Below are 17,518 nucleotides of genomic sequence, written 5' to 3'. Positions count from 1 at the left end.
GGCGTCTGGACGACCATCGCGAGCAAGCTCGCTCCTACCTCCTCCCCCTAGATTTCGCCCTTCTCCACTTCCGGATGCTCGCTGGAGCCCTCGCCGGTCTTGCGTTGCGAATTCTCGATTTTCACCGACGGGAACTGCGACGAGGCATAGCGCACCACCAGGATCGCGAACGCCAGCAACAGAATTGCACCGGAAAGGTAAACCACGCCCATGTCCGGCGGATTGTGGTGCGACACGTTGGAAATCAGCAGCCGGGTCAGCGCGGTGATCGCCACGTAGATCAGGAAGCGCACCGGCATGTGGTTGGTCTTGAAATAGATCCCCACCATCGCCCCCAGTTCGAGGTAGATGAACAGCAGCAGGATGTCGTCGATCTTCAGGTGACCTTCTTCGATCATCACCAGGAACTCCATCACCGCCGCCCAGGCCGTGACCCCGCCGATGGCGAACAACGCCAGGTAATGGAACGACTCGACCAGCAGGTTGCCCAGGGATTCGGCCACCTGATGCACGTTTTGTCGCAGGTTTTCGGCCCAATTGATTTTCACGGTACAGATTCCTTGGTTCGGCTTGATCGGAGGATGCAGGTGGAAGATGACTGTTGTCCCTCGCTGCACAAACATGCAGAAAAAAGGCCAGGGACGGGGGATGAGATGGTAACAATGGGTTTCGGGGCACGTGACGCGGCTGCGACCTGTCGACGCGGCGGGTGACCTGACAAACCGTGAAACCGGTCTACATTAAAAAGCCACTACCCAAACCCTGGGGATTCGCTTATGCTTTTAGCTGTATATAAATACAGTAATTGCAAAACACAACTATCGTGAAGGCATGTGAGGTGGTGAATGGCCGTCGAAGTGGTATACCGCAGCAGCCGAGATCTGGAGCGTTTGTTCATGGATAAAGCCGAAGCTGATCGTCATGACAAAATGCTCGAATTGGCCGAGCTGTTGGCCGAAGTCCTGCAAAAAGCCGTGCCCTCGCTGAGCGAGCAGCAGGTGGAAGAAGCCGGCATCTACATGGCGAAAAACCGCGATGTGTTCGCCCGGGCGTTCAAGAGCCAGCCGGATGCACTGAGCGAATTGCTCTCGTCCCCTGTCCCTGTCGAATAAGACCGCGTCAGACCGAAGAAGCCCGCTGTTTCAACGGTAAAGCAGGCGCTCCGCCAGTTCGTCGGCCACCCGTGCCGGCGAGCGCTTTTCCGCCTGGGCATGGGCAAAGACTTCGGTCAGGCGGGTGCCAATCCGGGACAAGTGGGCCGTGATGGTCGACAGCTCCTCGCCCTGATGCCTGAGGGCAACATAGATCAATCCGCCTGAGCTGATCACGTAGTCGGGCGCATACAGAATCCCGCGTTTTTCCAACTGATCGGCGACGCTGATATGGGTCAACTGGGTGCTGGCCGAACCCGCCACCGCCGCGCAACGCAACTGCGCCACGCTCTGGCTGGTGAGGACGTTGCCCACGCTGCAAGGGGCGAGAATATCGCACGGGGTGCTGAGCAAGGCTTCACAGGCGATCGGATGCGCGCCCAATTGCTCCATGGCCAGTTGCACCTTGCCCGGGTCGGTGTCGCTGACCAGCAACTCCGCTCCCGCCGCGTGCAACTGCTCGGCCAGGGCATAACCGACATTACCCAAGCCCTGCACCGCCACCCGCAGACCTTCCAGGTTGTCGCTGCCCAACCGCGCCATGGCGGTGGTGCGAATCCCGGCGAACACTCCCATGGCCGCGTGGGGCGACGGGTCCCCGGCACTGGTGGTGCTGGTGACGTGCTGGGTAAATTGGGCGATGCAGTCCATATCGGCGGTGGACGTACCGCTGTCGATGGCGGTGATATAGCGCCCGTTGAGTTGCTCGATGCAACGGCCAAAGGCTTCGAACAAGGCGGCGCGACTTTCCACATGGGGCGGACGAATGATCACCGCCTTGCCGCCGCCCAGGGGTAATCCCGCGAGCGCGGCCTTGTAGCTCATGCCCTGGGCCAGGCGAATGGCATCGACCATGGCACTTTCATCGTCGGGATAGGCCAGGTAACGACAGCCGCCCAACGCCGGCCCGAGACGACGGTTGTGAATGGCAATCACCGCCTTCAACCCGGTGATCGGATCGACACTGAGGTGCAGCGACTCAAGACGAGTGCTTTGCATGAGAGCGAACATCGAGAGGCCCCCCTGAATACTACCTGTAGCGAGTATAGGCTTCGTGGGAAAGCTTGCAGAAGCAAGCAGGAATAAGCCTCCAGTGTTTGCTGGCTTTGCGACATAACCCTCAAGCTGCGCAAGAGACTGGACGAAAGCTGGCCACGGGGCTAAAACAGAGACTCTGCCGGAGATCTTGATGAACCCCCGCCAAGCTTTTTTCGCCTGCCTGCAACGCACTCCACCCGCGATATTCGAAGCGGCCGTGTGGATGGCCGCCGAACATGATCCACAGGTCCGCCCCGAGTCGGTGCTGCACGATTTTCGCGACTTGCAGCAGCGGGTCAGCGCCGGTCTGCCGATGCTGCCGGTCAGCGAGTTGGGCCAGCCGCTGTTGCGGCGGCTGAATGAACTGGGGTTCCAACAGGACGAGTTCACCCCGCTACGCCCCCAAGCGGCACTGCTCGACAAGGTCCTCCAGCGGCGGCGCGGGCAGCCATTGGCGCTGGCGTTGATCGCCCTGGAACTGGCCCGGCAGTTGGAGATTCCGCTGGTCGGGGTGAGTTTCCCCGGACATTTCCTGCTGCGGGTGCCGGGGGCTGACCATTTGCTCGATCCCTGTGGCGGTCGACGCCTGTACCCCAACGATTGCCGCGAACTGCTGATCCGCCAGTACGGCCCGAACACCGTGCTGAAGGCCGAGCACATGCAAAACGCCACGCCGGTGCAGATGCTCCAGCGCCTGTCACGCAACCTGCGGCAATTGCACCAGGCCAACGATGATTTCCTCGGTGCCCTGGTGGATGCCGAACGGGTCCTGGAACTGGGCCAGGCCAACGCCAGCGACTACCTGGTGCGCGCCAGCCTGTACCAACGCCTCGATTGCCCACGGGCCGAACGCCATGACCTGGAGCGGGCGCTGCTGCTCAGCGAAGACCCGCTCCAGCGGCTGAGACTGACGGAGCGTCTGGGACAATTGCCGCCGAATGCGGTGGTGCATTAGGCGATTACAGGACAGCCTCGAAAAGACCAGTGTGTGCTCGCCATCGCTTTGTCCGCGTCTGTCGTATCATGTAATGAAGATATATACACTACGTCAGTACTTTGTGATGAGATGCCCGCCCATGCCGAAAGAAGCCGTTTTCACCATGAAACTGGAACCTGAACTGCGCGCCGAATTCATGGCCTGTGCCCAAGCGGTACATCGACCCGCCTCCCAAGTGCTGCGCGAACTGATGCGCGAATTTATTCAACGCCAACACGAATCCCAGGAATATGAAGCCTTCCTACACCGCAAGGTCGAGGCGGGGCGGGCGTCGATGGATGCGGGTCGAGGTCGCTCGAATGAAGAGGTTGAGGCCGAATTTGCCGCGCGCCGCGCGAGTGCGGCCAAGCTGGCGTGAGCGTTATCTGGACGCCGGAAGCGCAACAAGACCGCCTTGAAATATGGGAATACATCGCAACCGAGAGCCCCTATGCAGCGGCACGCCTGGATGAACTGTTCAGCGCTGCGGCAAACCGATTGACCACACACCCCGAGATGGGGCGGCCGGGAACTGTACCCGGCACCCGTGAGCTGATACCCCACGAAAATTATCGTCTGGTGTATGAAATCAACAGCGAAGTCATCTGGATACTGGCGCTGGTGCATACAGCACGATTGTGGCCATTCGACGCGTGACTCGCGATCTTCAGGCCGGCGTATCCGGCTGGTTGGCCGGATGCGCCTTGATAAACGCGGGATGCTGTTCCGCCAACGCCGCCACCCGGCGAATACGCGGATAAGCGTCCAGCGACACCTTGAAACGCTGCGCCGCATACAGTTGCGGAATCAGGTACACATCCGCCAATCCCGGTTCCTTGCCAAAGCAATAACCCACCTCGCCAATCAACTGCTCCACCGCCGCCAGCCCCTGGCTGACCCAATGGCCGATCCACTCCTGCACCTGGGCGTCGTCATGCCCCCACTGGCGCAGCAGGTTGGTGGTGCCGGAGTTGTGCAACGGATGAATATCGCAGCCGATCACCGCCGCCACCGCCCGCTCACGGGCGCGGGTCAGCAGGTCCGAAGCCAGCAGCGGGGGCTGTGGATAACGTTCCTCAAGGAATTCGATGATCGCCGGTGATTGGGTCAGCACGTCCCCCGCATCGGTGCGCAACGCCGGCACCCGGCCCTGGGGGTTGACCGCCAGGTACGGGGCCTGGCGCTGCTCACCGCCGCCCGGGGCAATCAGGTTGATCGGCAGCGCGTGGTAATCCAGGCCTTTGAGGGCCAGGGCAATCCGCACGCGGTAGGACGAGGTCGAACGGTAGTAGGTGTAAAGCTCCATGGTCCCCTCCTCTCAACGGGCCGAAACAATCTTGCCACGGCACTCGCCGAAGCCGATGGAAGCAAAACCTTCGCGGCTGCAACGCGCCCGCAGGATGATTTCATCACCGTCCTCGAGAAACTTGCGCACTTCACCCGAGGCCAATTCCACCGGTTTCTTGCCGCCTTCGGTAATCTCCAACAGGCTGCCGAACTGCCCGGCTTCAGGACCGGACAAGGTGCCCGAGCCGAACAGGTCGCCGGCCTGCAACTGGCAGCCGTTGACGCTGTGGTGTGCCACCAGTTGCGCCACGGTCCAGTACATATGCCGGGTGTTGCTCAGGGTCAGCCGCTCAGCCGGCAGGTTCCGCTCGCGCATGGCCTCGGTCAGCAACAGCACTTCCAGTTCGATGTCAAAGGCACCGCCCTGCTGGTCACGGGCATCGAACAGGTACGGCAGCGGCTGTGGATCGCCTTGCGGACGCGCAGGCTGGGCCTTGCGGAACGGTTCCAGGGCCTCGGCCGTCACCACCCAGGGCGAGACACTGGTGATAAAGCTCTTGGACAGGAACGGCCCCAGCGGCTGGTACTCCCAGGCCTGGATATCCCGCGCCGACCAATCGTTGAGCAGACAGAAACCGGCAATATGCTCGGCAGCATCGCCAATGGCGATCGACTCGCCCATGGCATTGCCCTGGCCGATCCAGATGCCCAGTTCCAATTCATAGTCCAGCCGTGCGCAGGGACCGAAAGTCGGTTCGCTCTGCCCGGCCGGCAAGGTCTGGCCCTTGGGGCGGCGTACGTCGGTGCCGGAGGGGCGCACGGTCGAAGCCCGGCCGTGATAACCGATCGGGACGTACTTGTAGTTGGGCAGCAGCGGATTGTCGGGGCGGAACAGCTTGCCGACGTTCTGCGCATGCTCGATGCCGACATAAAAGTCGGTGTAGTCGCCGATCCTGGCCGGCAGGTGCAACTGGCAATCGGCGGTCAGGTGCAGCAACTTGGCGCCCTGGGCTTCGATCTTGCCGCGCAGGCTGCTGCCCTCGCCGAGGAGTTCCAGCAGACGGCTGCGCAAGGCCACGCGGGCCGCAGCGCCGAGTTCAAAGAACCGATTCAACTGACCGCCACGGGTCGCTTCAACCGCGACCTTGGCCTGGCCTTCAAACAAACCGAGTTCCAGGGCCGCTTCCAGATCGAAGATCAGCTCGCCAATTGCCACGCCACTGCGCGCAGCGGAGCCCTTGTGGCTGAACACCCCCAGCGGCAGGTTCTGCAACGGGAAATCGGCATGGCCGTTGGCGGACGCAACCCAGCTGCGAAGGATGGTGGGCTGACTCATGGGTTATCTCCGATTCGGGTTGAAGGTGACGGGCAAGGTGGCCCAGCAGGTATCGTAGTTGCTTTGCAACTGTGGGCAATCGAGGGCGAAGCGGCTTGGGCGCAATACCTGACTGGTCTCGAACATGAAGGCCATGGTGTTGTCGATCTTGCTCGGCGCCAGTTCGGCGGCAATCGCCCGGGTGCAGGTCTCACCGTCCGGACCGTGGGCGCTCATGCAGCTGTGCAACGACGCACCACCGGGCAGGAAACCTTCGGCCTTGGCATCGTAGGCGCCCTGGATCAGGCCCATGAACTCGTTCATCAGGTTGCGGTGGAACCACGGCGGACGGAAGGTGTTCTCGGCCACCATCCAGCGCGGCGGGAAGATCACGAAGTCGAGATTGGCCAGGCCGGGCACGCTGGTGGGCGAGGTCAATACGGTGAAGATCGACGGGTCCGGGTGATCGAAGCTGACCGTGCCAATGGTGTTGAAACGCCGCAGGTCGTATTTGTACGGCACGTTGTTGCCGTGCCAGGCGACCACGTTGAGCGGCGAATGATCGAGCTCGCAGCCCCAGAGTTCACCGAGGAACTTCTGCACCAGGGTCGTCGGTTGCCGCAGGTCTTCGTAATGGGCCACCGGGGTCAGGAAGTCCCGCGGATTGGCCAGGCCATTGCTGCCGATCGGCCCGAGGTCCGGCAGGCGCAGCGGCGCACCGTGGTTTTCGGCGAGGTAACCGCGGGCTTGCGGGTCGAGCAGTTCGATGCGGAATTTCAGGCCACGGGGCAGGACGGCGATTTCCAGCGGCTCGATCTCCAGTACCCCCAGTTCGGTGACGAGGCGCAGCCGTCCCTGTTCAGGGACCAGCAGCCATTCGCCGTCGGCATTGAAGAACACCCGTTCCATCGAACGGTTGGCGCGGTAACTGTAGAGGCTGATGCCGGCCGGCTTCTCCGCCGCCGAGTTGGCCGCCATGCTCACCAGGCCGTCGATGAAGTCCGTGGGCTCGCTGGGAAGCTCCAGCGGGTTCCAGCGCAGGCGGTTGGGCGTGACCGAACCGAGCGGGCCACCGGCCAACTGCCGCTCCAGCTTGACGAACGCCGGGTGCCGCGCCGATGGCTGGATGCGGTACATCCAGGTGCGGCGGGCTTCGCTGCGGGCCACGGTGAAGGCCGTGCCGGAAAACAGTTCGGCATACAGACCATAGGGCGCTTTCTGCGGGGAGTTCTGGCCGACCGGCAACGCGCCGGGCAACGCCTCGCTGCTGAATTCGTTACCGAAGCCGGACTGATAGGCCAGCACCGTGGAATCGGGGTTCATGGAGCCTCCTGAAGGGAGTGGACCTGGGGCTGCCTCGGATTCGAGGCGAGTGCAGCACGGGTCGGTTTGTTTTTATGGGAACAAAATTATGCATTACGTAACTTAATTATGCAGAACGTAATTTGATTGACAGTGCCCGTCAAGCTATAAAGACGCCCATTCGTCCCGGGATTACATTGCCTCCATGGAAAAGCCGCGTCCTACCAGCGACAGCAACGGTAAACAGAAAGTCCGCTCGGCGGAGGTCGGTACCGACATCCTCAAGGCCTTGGCGCAGCTGTCGCCCAGCACCTCGCTGTCACGCCTGGCCGAGCATGTGCAGATGCCGGCGAGCAAGGTACACCGTTATCTGCAGGCCTTGATCGCCAGCGGCTTTGCCGAGCAGAACCGCGCGACCAACCACTACGGTCTGGGGCGCGAAGCCCTGCGGGTCGGTCTCGCGGCGCTCAACAGCATGGACGTGCTGCAAGTGGCGGCGATGCCACTGGCGGAGTTGCGCGACGATCTGAATGAAAGCTGTTTCCTCGCGGTATGGGGCAATCACGGGGCGACCGTGGTGCATATCGAACCGGCGGTACGGGCGGTGACGGTGGTGACGCAGTTGGGTTCGGTGTTGCCGTTGCTCAGTTCGTCCACCGGGCTGGTGTTCAACGCCTTCCTGCCGGACCGGGAAACGGTCGAGTTGCGGGAAGCCGAACTCCAGGCCGGCCAACCGCACCCGCTGGCGGATGCGGCGGCGTATACCGCGACCTGTGAACAGATTCGTCGGCGTGGGCTGCATTTCGTCCATGGTTTGCTGATGCCGGGGGTCGATGCCTTGTCGGCGCCAGTGTTCAATGCCCTCGGCCAAGTAGTGGCGGTGCTCACGGTAGTGGGGCCAACGTCGCTGTTCCACGCCGATGAAGACGGCCCGGCGGCCAAGCGCTTGCTGGCAGCGAGCGAGGCGGTCAGTTGGCGGATGGGATTTGAAGCAGCGCCAAACCGCAAGCCATAAGCAACAAGCGACAAGCAAAAGCCGCAGCAACCTTGCAGCTTGAAGCTTGAAGCTTGAAGCTTGCAGCTGCTTTATCCCATCAACCCCAGAGCCTTGGCCTTGGCCACCGCCTGGGTGCGCCGCTCCACCCCCAGCTTGCTGTGAATCCTCCGGGCATGGGTTTTCACCGTGTGCAGTGAAATAAACAACTGATCGGCGATCTGCAGATTGGAGCTGCCCAGGGCAATCAGCTTGAGCACTTCCAGTTCACGCTGGCTCAAGGGGTTGTCACCCGTGGCAATCATCGCCTCTTCAAAGCCCAGGCTCGCCAGGATCCCCGGCTGGCGCAAACGCAACTCACGCAACGCCTGTTGCAGGTTGCAGCGGCTGACCAGCGCCAACCCCTCCTCCAGGTGATTCTTGGCCAAGGTATTACGCCCTTGCAGAAAAGCCACTTCCGCCAACGCCAGGCGCAGCTCGGTTTCCATCCCCTGCATGCCGCGACGCTGGGCCTGTTCGAGCAACAGCGCCAGCGCTTCCAATGGCGCCAGGGCCTTGTGCAGATAAACCTGCGCCAACACCAACAGGTATTCAAGACGCGGGATCAACTCCAGCGTTGCCGGTGGCGCCTGCACCCCATTCGCGCCGCTGTAGTGACGCAGCACCCGGGTCAACGCCTCTTCCGCCAGCTCCGCTCGCCCTTGCTGCAACCAGAAATGGCAGCTGACCATCAGCAGTACCGCGCGATACACCACATCCGGAATATGCCGTTGCTGCATCAAGCGTTCGGCGTCACGCAGGCGGACAAACGCCTGGGCGTAGTCGCCATGGTTGGCATCCAGCAAGGCCAGCCCGAGAAAGCCATACAACACCTGTTTATCCTGGCTGCGCAGGCACTCATCCAGCCCCGTCTGAAAATACTCGGCCGCCTGTTGATCGCGCCCCTGGCGCAGGGCAATCCGTCCCTGGCGCAAGGCTATGCGCCCCAGCAGCGGCCCCGCCAGATGGCGCTTGGCCGATAACAAGGCCTGTATGCTGTCGAGCAGGCTCTCACTGCGGTGCAGCGCGCCACGCTGCTCCAGCAACTGGGCATGATCCAGTTCCAGCAGCGCCTCGAACAGCAGCGAACCTTGCGCCCGCGCCAGGCACAAGGCATCGCGGCTCAAGGCGTGGGCCTGCTCCAATTCACCGTCGAGCAACGCCTGCTGGGTCAGCCCCGACAGACAGAACAACCGCGCCGGCCAGGCCGCCGCCGGCAGATCCTGCAAGGCTTCAAGAAAATGCCCGCGCGCCCGCTGCGCCTGCCCCTGCAAATGCGACAACCAACCCTGCTGGGCCTGCCAACGCGCCACCAGTTGCCGTTGGGCCGCCGCCGACGGTTGCGGGGAGAAACGGGCCATCTGCTCGATGCTCTGGGCCGCCTCGTCGAAGCGCCCGGCGAACAGCAACGCGGTGGTGATCAAGCCCACCAGATGCGGGGTGCCGAACATCAGGTCGTCCGGCTGTTGCTCGTGCAGGCGCAACAGCAGCGCAACGTTCTGCTCCTGGAACAGGTAATCGAAAGTGAAGTTGTGCAGCAGGCTCGCCGCCACCTCGAACTCTTCGGCGGCCAGGGCCTGCTCAACCGCCGCCTGCCAGTCACCGCGGGCACTGAACCATTGGCAGGCGCGGCGATGCCAGGAACGCCCGGCCGGCCAAGGCTCATCGCGCAACAACAGGGCCAACGGCGCGAAGACCCGCAGCCATTCCGAAGAGTCTTCCCAGGGTTCGATAAAACACCCCAGTTCCTGCAGGGTCCGCATCCACTGGGCGCCCTCCCCGGCCCCGAACAGGTGCTCGCAGAGATCGGCATTAAAACGCGGCAGATGCACCAGCACGCGCCAGGCCTCGGCCAGCTCGGGCGCCAGGGCATCGAACAGTTCGTGCTGCAGATAGTCGAGCAAGGTCGCCGAACGTCGCGACCCGGCGTCGGGCACATTGGCGATCCAGGCCGGGGCCTCCAGCATGGCGACCCGTACCCCGGCGCACCAACCGGCCGTGTATTGGTCCATCCGGTCGAGGCACTGCGGGGTCAGGGTGATCGACGGATGGCTCACCAACCGTTCGATTTCACCGCGCTCGAACGCCAGGCTCGGGCCCTCGACTTCGTAGAGTTCACCTTCGAGCAACAGGCGTGGCCAATTGCAGTGGGGCCGGCGGCGCACACCCAGCCACCAGCTGAGGACCGGACTGCTGACGGTCAGCAACCGATCGAGCAGTTGATCCAGCGCCGGATTGGGCAAACGGCAATAGTCGTCGAGAAAAATCCAGGTCGGTGTGGTCCAGCGCGCCAAGCGTGCCAACAGGCTCGACTCGTCCTGGGGTTCTTCCAGCCCGAGCGCCTGGGCCAGGGCAGTACAGAAGGCCTCGGTTGTCAGATTCGTCCCGGACAGTGGCAGCCAGCACACGCCAAAACTGGCTGGGGCTTGCAACAGGCATTCGGCGAGCAAGGCACTCTTGCCGCTGCCGGCGGGTGCGCAGAGCAGGCGGACCCGTGCCTGGGACTCGATCAAGGGGGTACTCAGCCGCGGGCGCGGCAAATGGCGGGAGGATAAACGAGGCAGGAACCCGGGACGATCCAGACGCGGGGTCATGGCGGTCATTGCGGCGGCCTTTCTTGATTTTATCCGATCACCCTAGCTCTGTTCGCGCCTGGAGATGAACAAATATTCAGGAAACTTATCGCAGACCATAAAAAAAGGCCCCGAAGGGCCTGATGTCAGTCAGTTAAGAACAATCTAAAGCCTGGCCACAAGGGTTTAGCGAACCCCGCTCGCCCGCAGCGCCGCCGGCGTGTAATCCGCCGCCTTGCCGACAAAGCCGAACTGGAAGCTGTGCTTCTCTTCGTTCTTCATGCCCAGGGCGATGTAGCGCCCGGCAATCAGGTCGTAGAGGGTTTCAACGGTATAAGCCGGAACCTGGTGGTCGTAGTAGAACTGCGCATGACCTTCAGCCACCCGCCACAGTTGGCCACGGCCGTCGTAGTGATCCACCAGCGCGACCTGCCAGCTGTCCTCGTCGATGTACATGTGCCGCTTGGCATAGATATGCCGCTCGCTCGGCTTGACCGTCCCCTCGATTTCCCAGACCCGGTGCAGCTCGTAGCGGGTCAGGTCCTGGTTGATATGGCCAGCCTTGATGATGTCGGTGTACTTGAGGGTCGGCGAGTCCAGCTTGTAGCTGTTGTAGGGGATGTACATCTCCTTCTTGCCGATCAGTTTCCAGTCGTAACGGTCCGGCGCGCCGGAGAACATGTCGAAGTTGTCCGAGGTGCGCAGGCCGTCGGCAGCGGTACCCGGGCCGTCATAGGCAACCTGCGGGGCGCGACGCACACGACGCTGGCCAGCGTTGTAGATCCAGGCCAAACGCGGTTCCTTCACCTGATCGAGGGTCTCGTGCACCAGCAACACGTTGCCCGCCAGACGCGCCGGCGCGGTCACTTCCTGCTTGAAGAAGGTCAGCACGTTGGCACCCTTGTCCGGCGACAGGTCGGGAATTTCCGACGGCACGGCGGCTTCTTCCTCAAAGGTGATCGGCGTGAAGGAACCATCGGTCTGCGGTGTGGCCTGGGTGATGGTGCGGCGCAGGTTGCCGCCGTGGTAGCGGGTGATGTGGTTCCACAACACTTCTACGCCGGTCTTCGGAATCGGGAAGGCGTAGTAGCGGTTGCCGGTGAAGTTGGCCAGGCCGTTACCGTCGTTGATCGTGGTGACGTTGAGGGCGCTGCGCTTGGCCGACTCAAGGACCGCGTCCGGCAGGACCACGGTGCGGTGTGTCGGGTAGACCGGGATCCTGTAGGTCGTCGGGTAACGCTTGAACATCGCCAGTTGGCCTTCGGACAGCTTGGCCTTGTACTGGTCGGCGGTAGCCGCGGTGATGATGAACAGCGGTTTTTCGTTGGCGAACGGATCAGCCAGGAACCCCTTGCTGTCCACCGCACCGGCGTTTTTCGGGATACCGCCGGTGTAGGCCGGGATCGAACCGTCGGCATTACCGGCCTTTTCCGCGCCGATAGCGGTCAAGGTGGTGCCGAGCTTGGCCGCTTCCTCCGGGGAAACCGCCGCCATGACGTTGGCTGCCAGCAGGCTCAAGGCCAGGGCGCCACATTGCAAAATCATCTTGCGCATAAAGTTGTCCTTCTCAAGCCTGGATCAGAAGTTCGCGCCGACGCTGAGCGCCACGAAGTCACGGTCAATCAGGGTGTTGTAGTTGCCACCGAAAAAGTCGGTGAAGCTGAGGCTCGCGGTGTAGGTGTTGCGATAGTCGGCGTCCACACCGATGCTGACCGCCTTGGCGCCCTGGTTGAAGATGCCGTTGGGGCCGTAGCCCTTGACGTCATGGGACCAGGACACGTTGGGCTTGAGGTTGATCCCGGCGAACACGTTGCTGTAGTCGAGGATCGCCCGGGCACGGTAGCCCCAGGAGGTCGCGGTGACGAAACCGCTGGTATCACCCTGATAGCCATAGGCACCGTAGACCGAGTCACGCCCGTAACGAATCTTGTCCTTGCTCTCCAGGCCGCCGACGTAGGTCATCCCCGCCTCGCCCACCAATGTCAGGCGCTCGGCGCCCAGGACCTGGTCGAAGAACTGCGTGAGGGTGCTTTGTATCTGGGTGATTTCCTTGCGGCGGTAGCCGGAGTTGTCGGCGCCGGCACTGGTCTGCAGCGGTGAGGAGGTACCACCACTGAGGGGGTTGACCAGGGCCAGGGTCAGGTCAGTGGTGTTGATTTGCACCGGCGCATTGGGCCGGTAGCTGATCTCGCCACTCCACGCGGTGCCGGTCGGCAGGGTGGTGGAAAAGCTCGCGCCATAGAGACGGATGTCTTCTGGATAATCCAGGTAGTACTGGCCACGGCCGAGCAGCATGCTGGTGGCCAGGTTGACCCCGTTTCCAGGGGACAGCGCGTTACCGGTGGCAATAATCCCCGGGATACTGTTAATCGCGCTTTGATTGGCCGTGATAGTCCCTACCGTTGGCGTACGGCTGTGATAATTCATGAAGTACAGGCCGTATTCGGTATCGCTACCCAGCCAGCGCAAGGCCATGCCCCACTGACCGCCATCACGGGCGTCACGGTCATCGGCACGCTGCACGACAACCCCTTCCGGCGTGACCTGGAAGCCTTGGCCGAACGCGGCGGCAACCGGTTGCAGGGGCGCAATCGCCGGGCTGCCGACGGTGTAGTTGTTGTTGCAACCGTGTTGCACCACATCGTTGCCGAAGAAGGTGCCGCAGTTATCAACAACGGTATTTTCCCAGTTCAACTGGTAGAACCCTTCGACCGTCAGTTGGTCGGTCAGGCTCTGGGAAGCGAAGAACATGTTGACCGGGATCAGGCCTTCCTTGATCTCGGCACCCGGCCGGCGGAAGGCCGACACGTCGATGGGGTTGATGCTGTTGATCGAGTTGCCGATAAAGGTACTTTCACCCCAACTGACCACCTGTTTGCCCACGCGCACGGTGCCCGGCAGGTCAGCAATGGAGTAGTTGTGGTAAATGAAGGCGTCGAGCAGTTGCGCGCCGGAAGAACGCGCCGCTTCATCGCGGTGGTAATCGCTGATGTTCTTGAAGTCCTGACTGCCATCGGCCGTCGCGAAGTCGTACCAGTACTTGCCCCGGACGAAGATGCCGGTGTCGCCGTACTTCAACTCCAGGTCATGAATACCCTTGATGATCTTCGAGAAGGCCTCGCCCTTCTTGTAGTTCAGGCGTCCGTCATCACCGGTGGCGGCCTGGCCGGTGCCGCCGTTGGGCACCCCTACCAGGCTCTTGTCGGCATCGCGCAGGCCCCAGCTCACGCCAGCCGACAGGGATGAGTCGAATTTGCCTTCGATCTCTCCAATGTTGAATGAAACCGCCTGCGCCTGCGCACTCGCGCCCATGGCAACCGCGATGGCCAGAGCCTGCGGCGTGAAGATGGCGCGCATTGTTGTTTTTGTCATGCGTCTTCCCCGGTGTGTGACAGAAGGCTTCACCCTACTCATCACCAGCGGGAGCGATAAGCGCACCAAGGAGGTATTCGTGCTGTACCTCGAAAGGATGAATGAGTGCTTGCGACGGGGTTTTCAGCGGACCATCGAACCCATGGATAACGCGTCATAGCGCCCATGGATGGAGGGCAGCCGGGGCGGCTCCGGACATTGCGACTGGAACCGGCGACTGTTACCCCAGCGGTAACAGTGATTGTCGCAAAGCAGGCTTTTTCAGCGGGTTTGAACGCCTTATTATGATCGTCATCTACTCTTTACTGACGTTGATTTACTCCTTGATCGAACGTCTTCCCTTGGCCACTGCATTATTTGCAGTGGCCTTTTTTATGCCTGCACGTTTTGCCACGCCTGAAACTTGAAACACAGAAGACAGGGACACTTCTCACTCCGCCGAAAGATCCATCCTCTTCCCGTTGATAGATGCCAGAACTCACGCTGACGACGTCATAAATAGGGAAAGGAATCACTGATGAAACCGATCAGCTACAACACTTATCGCAGCACCCGGAGTTTCAACGACAGGGTTCGTTTTCTGGTACTGCATTACACCGCAGCCGACTTCGCCAGTTCCCTCGCGGCCCTGACCGGGCCGAATGTCAGTAGCCATTACCTGGTGCCCGATGTCACCGACCCGAGTTATCTGCGGGCAGGTTTCAACGAGCAGGAAGTGTTCAATCTGGTCGATGAGCAAAAACGCGCCTGGCATGCGGGCATCAGTGCCTGGGGCGGCAGGACCCAGCTCAATGACACCGCGATCGGCATCGAGATCGTCAACCAGGCCGCGGACAATGCGGGGCAGTTTTATTTTCCGCCCTATGAACCCCGGCAGATCGAGGCGCTCAAGCAGTTGTCGTTGAATATCCTCGCCCGCTATCCCGAGATCACACCCACCCAGGTGCTCGGACATTCGGATATCGCCTGGAACCGCAAGAGCGATCCGGGGGCCGCCTTTCCCTGGCACGATCTGTACCTGTCGGGCATCGGCGCCTGGTTTGATCAAGCCACCCGCGACCCGTACCAGCAACAATACCTGCGCGACGGCCTACCGACTCGGACGACGATATTGGCGAGTTTCAAGAAATACGGTTATGAGGTGAAGGGCGCGGAGACGGAAGCGGGGTTCAAACAACTGGTCAGGGCATTCCAGTTGCATTTCCGGCCGTCGAATTACGATGGGGTACTCGATGGCGAAACCGCCGCCAACCTGAAGGCACTGGTGGCGAAGTACTTTCCCTGAACGCAGGCCAACGGGCTGGACTGCCTCCATACCGGGCGCTTGAAAACGCCACGGTAGCGTGGGAGCCCTTGAGCCTTGCGGCGCGTGCCCGGACGCCATCGCCAGCAAGCCGGCTCCCACAAAACTGCGTCTCACCACAAAACTATCGTGCTGCCGAGGTCCTTGTAGGAGCTGGCTTGCCAGCGATGGGGCCCTTGAGCCTGACGGTGATCTTGCTGACGCCATCGCCAGCAAGCCGGCTCCCACAGGATCGCGTTGTGTCAGGTCGCCCGCGTTACTCAGGCCATGTATTTCTGCAGGTTCGCCATCATTTCCCGCAGGGCTTCAGGCGTGTCCTTCGGGTGCACGGCGCCGTCGAAATCGCAGATCTGCTTCCAGCTGGCCGCCACGTCTTCCACCGAAAAACCGTTGTGCGGATCGAAGCCGGCACCCAGGCTGCGCTCCCAGCGGGTCTTGCCGATCCAGCCGCCACCGACTTCGAACAAGCCGGAGGTTTCGTCGCATTGCTCACTGGCGAGGAACACCACCAGCGGGCTGATCAGTTCCGGCTTGAGCAGCTCGAACACCTGGGGCGGGATCAAGCCTTCGGTCATGCGCGTGCCGCCCGTCGGGGCGATGGCGTTGACCAGGATATTATTCTTGCGGCCCTCAATGGCCAGCGTCCGGGTCAGGCCATACAAACCCAGCTTGGCCATGCCGTAGTTGGACTGGCCGAAGTTGCCGTAGATGCCGGAGGTCGACGCGGTGAAAATCACCCGGCCGTAGTTCTGCTCGCGCATATGAGGCCAGGCCGCGTGGGTCACCTTGTAGGCGCCCTCGACATGCACGCGGTAAACCAGGTCCCAGTCGGCGTCTTCCATCTTCAGGAAGGTCTTGTCCCGCAGAATGCCGGCGTTGTTCACCACCACATCGATACGGCCAAAGGCATCCAGGGCGTTCTGCACGATCTTGTCGCCATCGGTGACCGAGTCGTGGTTGGCCACGGCCGTACCGCCGGCCTCGCGAATCTCGGCCACGACCTTGTCCGCCGCCGAGGCATTGGCGCCTTCACCGTGGGCCGAGCCGCCGAGGTCGTTGACCACCACTTTCGCGCCATGGCGGGCGAACAGCAGTGCATGGGCACGCCCCAGGCCACCGCCGGCTCCGGTCACGATCACCACTTTATCTTCGAAGCGCACAGACTCACTCATACAGGACTCCAGCCAGGGCCGATGGAAATAGACGCCGAGTGTCGGACACCCGGCCTTTGGTCACAATAAAGTCGGCCAGGGCTGAATGGTACGCGATAAGGCAGCGGGATAGTCCCGCGTTGCCCACAACGACCCATTCCCGGACAGCGGCCTCAGAGCCGGAATCCGGGGTCTTGCTGGTCCAGCTTGCGCAACAGCGCCGGCCAGGCCAGCGCACCGCCCATGCCCTGGGCGCTGCGGGTCACTGCGGCGACCATGGTCTTGGCCCCGGCGAGAATCTGCGGTTCGATGACGATCAGCGGCGCCGCACCATTTTGCGCCAGCACCTGGATGTCGCAGGCGCGCTGGAAGGTAAACATCATCAGGAAGGTGTCGGCGATGGTCGAACCACAGGTGAGCAAGCCGTGATTGTGCAGCATCAGAAAGTTGTTTTCGCCGAGGTCGGCTTGCAGCCGCGCTTTCTCTTCATGGTTGAGCGCCACCCCTTCGTAGGCGTGATAGGCCAGGCTCGAGAGCACGAACAGCGATTGCTGGCTGATGGGCAACACCCCCTGCTGCTGCGCCGACACCGCGACACCGGCGGCGGTATGGGTGTGCAGCACGCAGGTCACGTCGTGACGCACCTCATGAATGGCGCTGTGGATGGTGTAGCCGGCCGGGTTGATCTCGTAGGGACTCTCCAGCAACTTGTTGCCGGCCTGGTCGACCTTGACCAGGCTCGATGCGCTGATCTCGTGGAACATCAGCCCATAGGGGTTGATCAGGAAATCCTCGGTGCCCGGCACCTTGGCCGAGATATGGGTGAAGATCAGATCGTCCCAACCGTGCATCGCCACCAGGCGATAACAGGCCGCCAGGTCAACGCGGGTCTGCCATTCGGCGGCGCTGACTTGGCTCTTCACATCGGGTGCGGCGCTAACAGGGGTTGCGTTCACGGCACTGACCTCGGCGGTTTCTGGTTTTTATTCGAGTGCCCACCAGTCTAGAGCAGCCCGT

At 61.9% G+C, this 17,518-nt stretch carries 16 protein-coding genes; 6 read left to right on the top strand and 10 right to left on the bottom strand.

Features of this window, described 5'->3' with window-relative positions; genetic code table 11:
- Nucleotides 1–47 precede the first annotated feature (47 nt).
- The gene (locus HX866_RS00960) at nucleotides 48–548 is read right to left on the bottom strand and encodes a phosphate-starvation-inducible protein PsiE (protein WP_177137758.1); all 501 of its coding nucleotides are present in this window, start codon (nucleotides 546–548) and stop codon (nucleotides 48–50) included.
- Between the two features lie 297 nt (nucleotides 549–845).
- Here HX866_RS00960 and HX866_RS00955 point away from each other — a divergent pair, with 297 nt between their 5' ends.
- Nucleotides 846–1,112, top strand: a complete 267-nt coding sequence (locus tag HX866_RS00955) for a YebG family protein (RefSeq protein WP_100941760.1) — start codon at nucleotides 846–848, stop codon at nucleotides 1,110–1,112.
- Between the two features lie 30 nt (nucleotides 1,113–1,142).
- Here the strand turns inward: HX866_RS00955 and HX866_RS00950 are convergent, their stop codons facing one another.
- The gene (locus HX866_RS00950) at nucleotides 1,143–2,162 is read right to left on the bottom strand and encodes a Leu/Phe/Val dehydrogenase (RefSeq protein ID WP_177093156.1); all 1,020 of its coding nucleotides are present in this window, start codon (nucleotides 2,160–2,162) and stop codon (nucleotides 1,143–1,145) included.
- A 178-nt stretch (nucleotides 2,163–2,340) separates the two neighbouring features.
- Between HX866_RS00950 and HX866_RS00945 the strand changes: the two genes are divergently transcribed.
- From HX866_RS00945 to HX866_RS00935, 3 genes are all read left to right on the top strand, one after another.
- On the top strand, nucleotides 2,341–3,144 hold the full coding sequence (locus tag HX866_RS00945) for a SirB1 family protein (protein ID WP_177137756.1): 804 nt from the start codon (nucleotides 2,341–2,343) through the stop codon (nucleotides 3,142–3,144).
- A gap of 121 nt (nucleotides 3,145–3,265) precedes the next feature.
- Nucleotides 3,266–3,544 (top strand): CopG family ribbon-helix-helix protein, encoded by a 279-nt coding sequence (locus HX866_RS00940; protein WP_177104566.1) that lies wholly within the window; start codon nucleotides 3,266–3,268, stop codon nucleotides 3,542–3,544.
- Complete coding sequence (locus HX866_RS00935) at nucleotides 3,541–3,822, top strand: type II toxin-antitoxin system RelE/ParE family toxin (protein ID WP_177104568.1); 282 nt, start codon at nucleotides 3,541–3,543, stop codon at nucleotides 3,820–3,822. The genes HX866_RS00940 and HX866_RS00935 overlap by 4 nt, the downstream gene beginning before the upstream one ends.
- A 10-nt stretch (nucleotides 3,823–3,832) precedes the next feature.
- On the opposite strand, the gene maiA is transcribed toward HX866_RS00935, so the two are convergent.
- From maiA to hmgA, 3 genes are read right to left on the bottom strand one after another with little or no spacing between them, the layout of a single operon-like run.
- Nucleotides 3,833–4,471 (bottom strand): maleylacetoacetate isomerase, encoded by a 639-nt coding sequence (gene maiA / locus HX866_RS00930; RefSeq protein WP_177093160.1) that lies wholly within the window; start codon nucleotides 4,469–4,471, stop codon nucleotides 3,833–3,835.
- A gap of 12 nt (nucleotides 4,472–4,483) precedes the next feature.
- The gene (fahA, locus tag HX866_RS00925) at nucleotides 4,484–5,788 is read right to left on the bottom strand and encodes a fumarylacetoacetase (RefSeq protein ID WP_177137754.1); all 1,305 of its coding nucleotides are present in this window, start codon (nucleotides 5,786–5,788) and stop codon (nucleotides 4,484–4,486) included.
- 3 nt (nucleotides 5,789–5,791) lie between these two features.
- A complete protein-coding gene (gene hmgA / locus HX866_RS00920; protein ID WP_177137752.1) occupies nucleotides 5,792–7,090 on the bottom strand; it encodes a homogentisate 1,2-dioxygenase in 1,299 nt (432 codons plus the stop codon).
- A 184-nt stretch (nucleotides 7,091–7,274) separates the two neighbouring features.
- Between hmgA and HX866_RS00915 the strand changes: the two genes are divergently transcribed.
- A complete protein-coding gene (locus HX866_RS00915) occupies nucleotides 7,275–8,084 on the top strand; it encodes an IclR family transcriptional regulator (protein ID WP_177137750.1) in 810 nt (269 codons plus the stop codon).
- Nucleotides 8,085–8,155: 71 nt separating this feature from the next.
- Here the strand turns inward: HX866_RS00915 and HX866_RS00910 are convergent, their stop codons facing one another.
- The 3 genes from HX866_RS00910 to HX866_RS00900 form a co-directional block, all read right to left on the bottom strand.
- On the bottom strand, nucleotides 8,156–10,705 hold the full coding sequence (locus HX866_RS00910; RefSeq protein WP_177137749.1) for a LuxR C-terminal-related transcriptional regulator: 2,550 nt from the start codon (nucleotides 10,703–10,705) through the stop codon (nucleotides 8,156–8,158).
- A 156-nt stretch (nucleotides 10,706–10,861) separates the two neighbouring features.
- The gene (locus tag HX866_RS00905) at nucleotides 10,862–12,229 is read right to left on the bottom strand and encodes a DUF1329 domain-containing protein (RefSeq protein ID WP_177093165.1); all 1,368 of its coding nucleotides are present in this window, start codon (nucleotides 12,227–12,229) and stop codon (nucleotides 10,862–10,864) included.
- A 24-nt stretch (nucleotides 12,230–12,253) separates the two neighbouring features.
- Nucleotides 12,254–14,047, bottom strand: coding sequence for a DUF1302 domain-containing protein (locus HX866_RS00900; RefSeq protein WP_177093166.1), 1,794 nt, complete (start codon nucleotides 14,045–14,047; stop codon nucleotides 12,254–12,256).
- 517 nt (nucleotides 14,048–14,564) lie between these two features.
- Between HX866_RS00900 and HX866_RS00895 the strand changes: the two genes are divergently transcribed.
- On the top strand, nucleotides 14,565–15,332 hold the full coding sequence (locus HX866_RS00895; protein WP_177137747.1) for an N-acetylmuramoyl-L-alanine amidase: 768 nt from the start codon (nucleotides 14,565–14,567) through the stop codon (nucleotides 15,330–15,332).
- A gap of 278 nt (nucleotides 15,333–15,610) precedes the next feature.
- Here the strand turns inward: HX866_RS00895 and HX866_RS00890 are convergent, their stop codons facing one another.
- Together HX866_RS00890 and HX866_RS00885 are read right to left on the bottom strand one after the other, a co-directional pair.
- Nucleotides 15,611–16,522 (bottom strand): SDR family oxidoreductase, encoded by a 912-nt coding sequence (locus HX866_RS00890; RefSeq protein ID WP_177137746.1) that lies wholly within the window; start codon nucleotides 16,520–16,522, stop codon nucleotides 15,611–15,613.
- 152 nt (nucleotides 16,523–16,674) lie between these two features.
- On the bottom strand, nucleotides 16,675–17,457 hold the full coding sequence (locus HX866_RS00885; RefSeq protein ID WP_177093169.1) for a class II aldolase/adducin family protein: 783 nt from the start codon (nucleotides 17,455–17,457) through the stop codon (nucleotides 16,675–16,677).
- Nucleotides 17,458–17,518 lie beyond the last annotated feature (61 nt).

Origin of the sequence: Pseudomonas gingeri, assembly GCF_013386165.1 — a bacterium.
GTDB classification, from domain to species: Bacteria; Pseudomonadota; Gammaproteobacteria; order Pseudomonadales; family Pseudomonadaceae; genus Aquipseudomonas; species Aquipseudomonas gingeri_C.
This window is presented reverse-complemented; position numbering and strand designations above follow the sequence as displayed.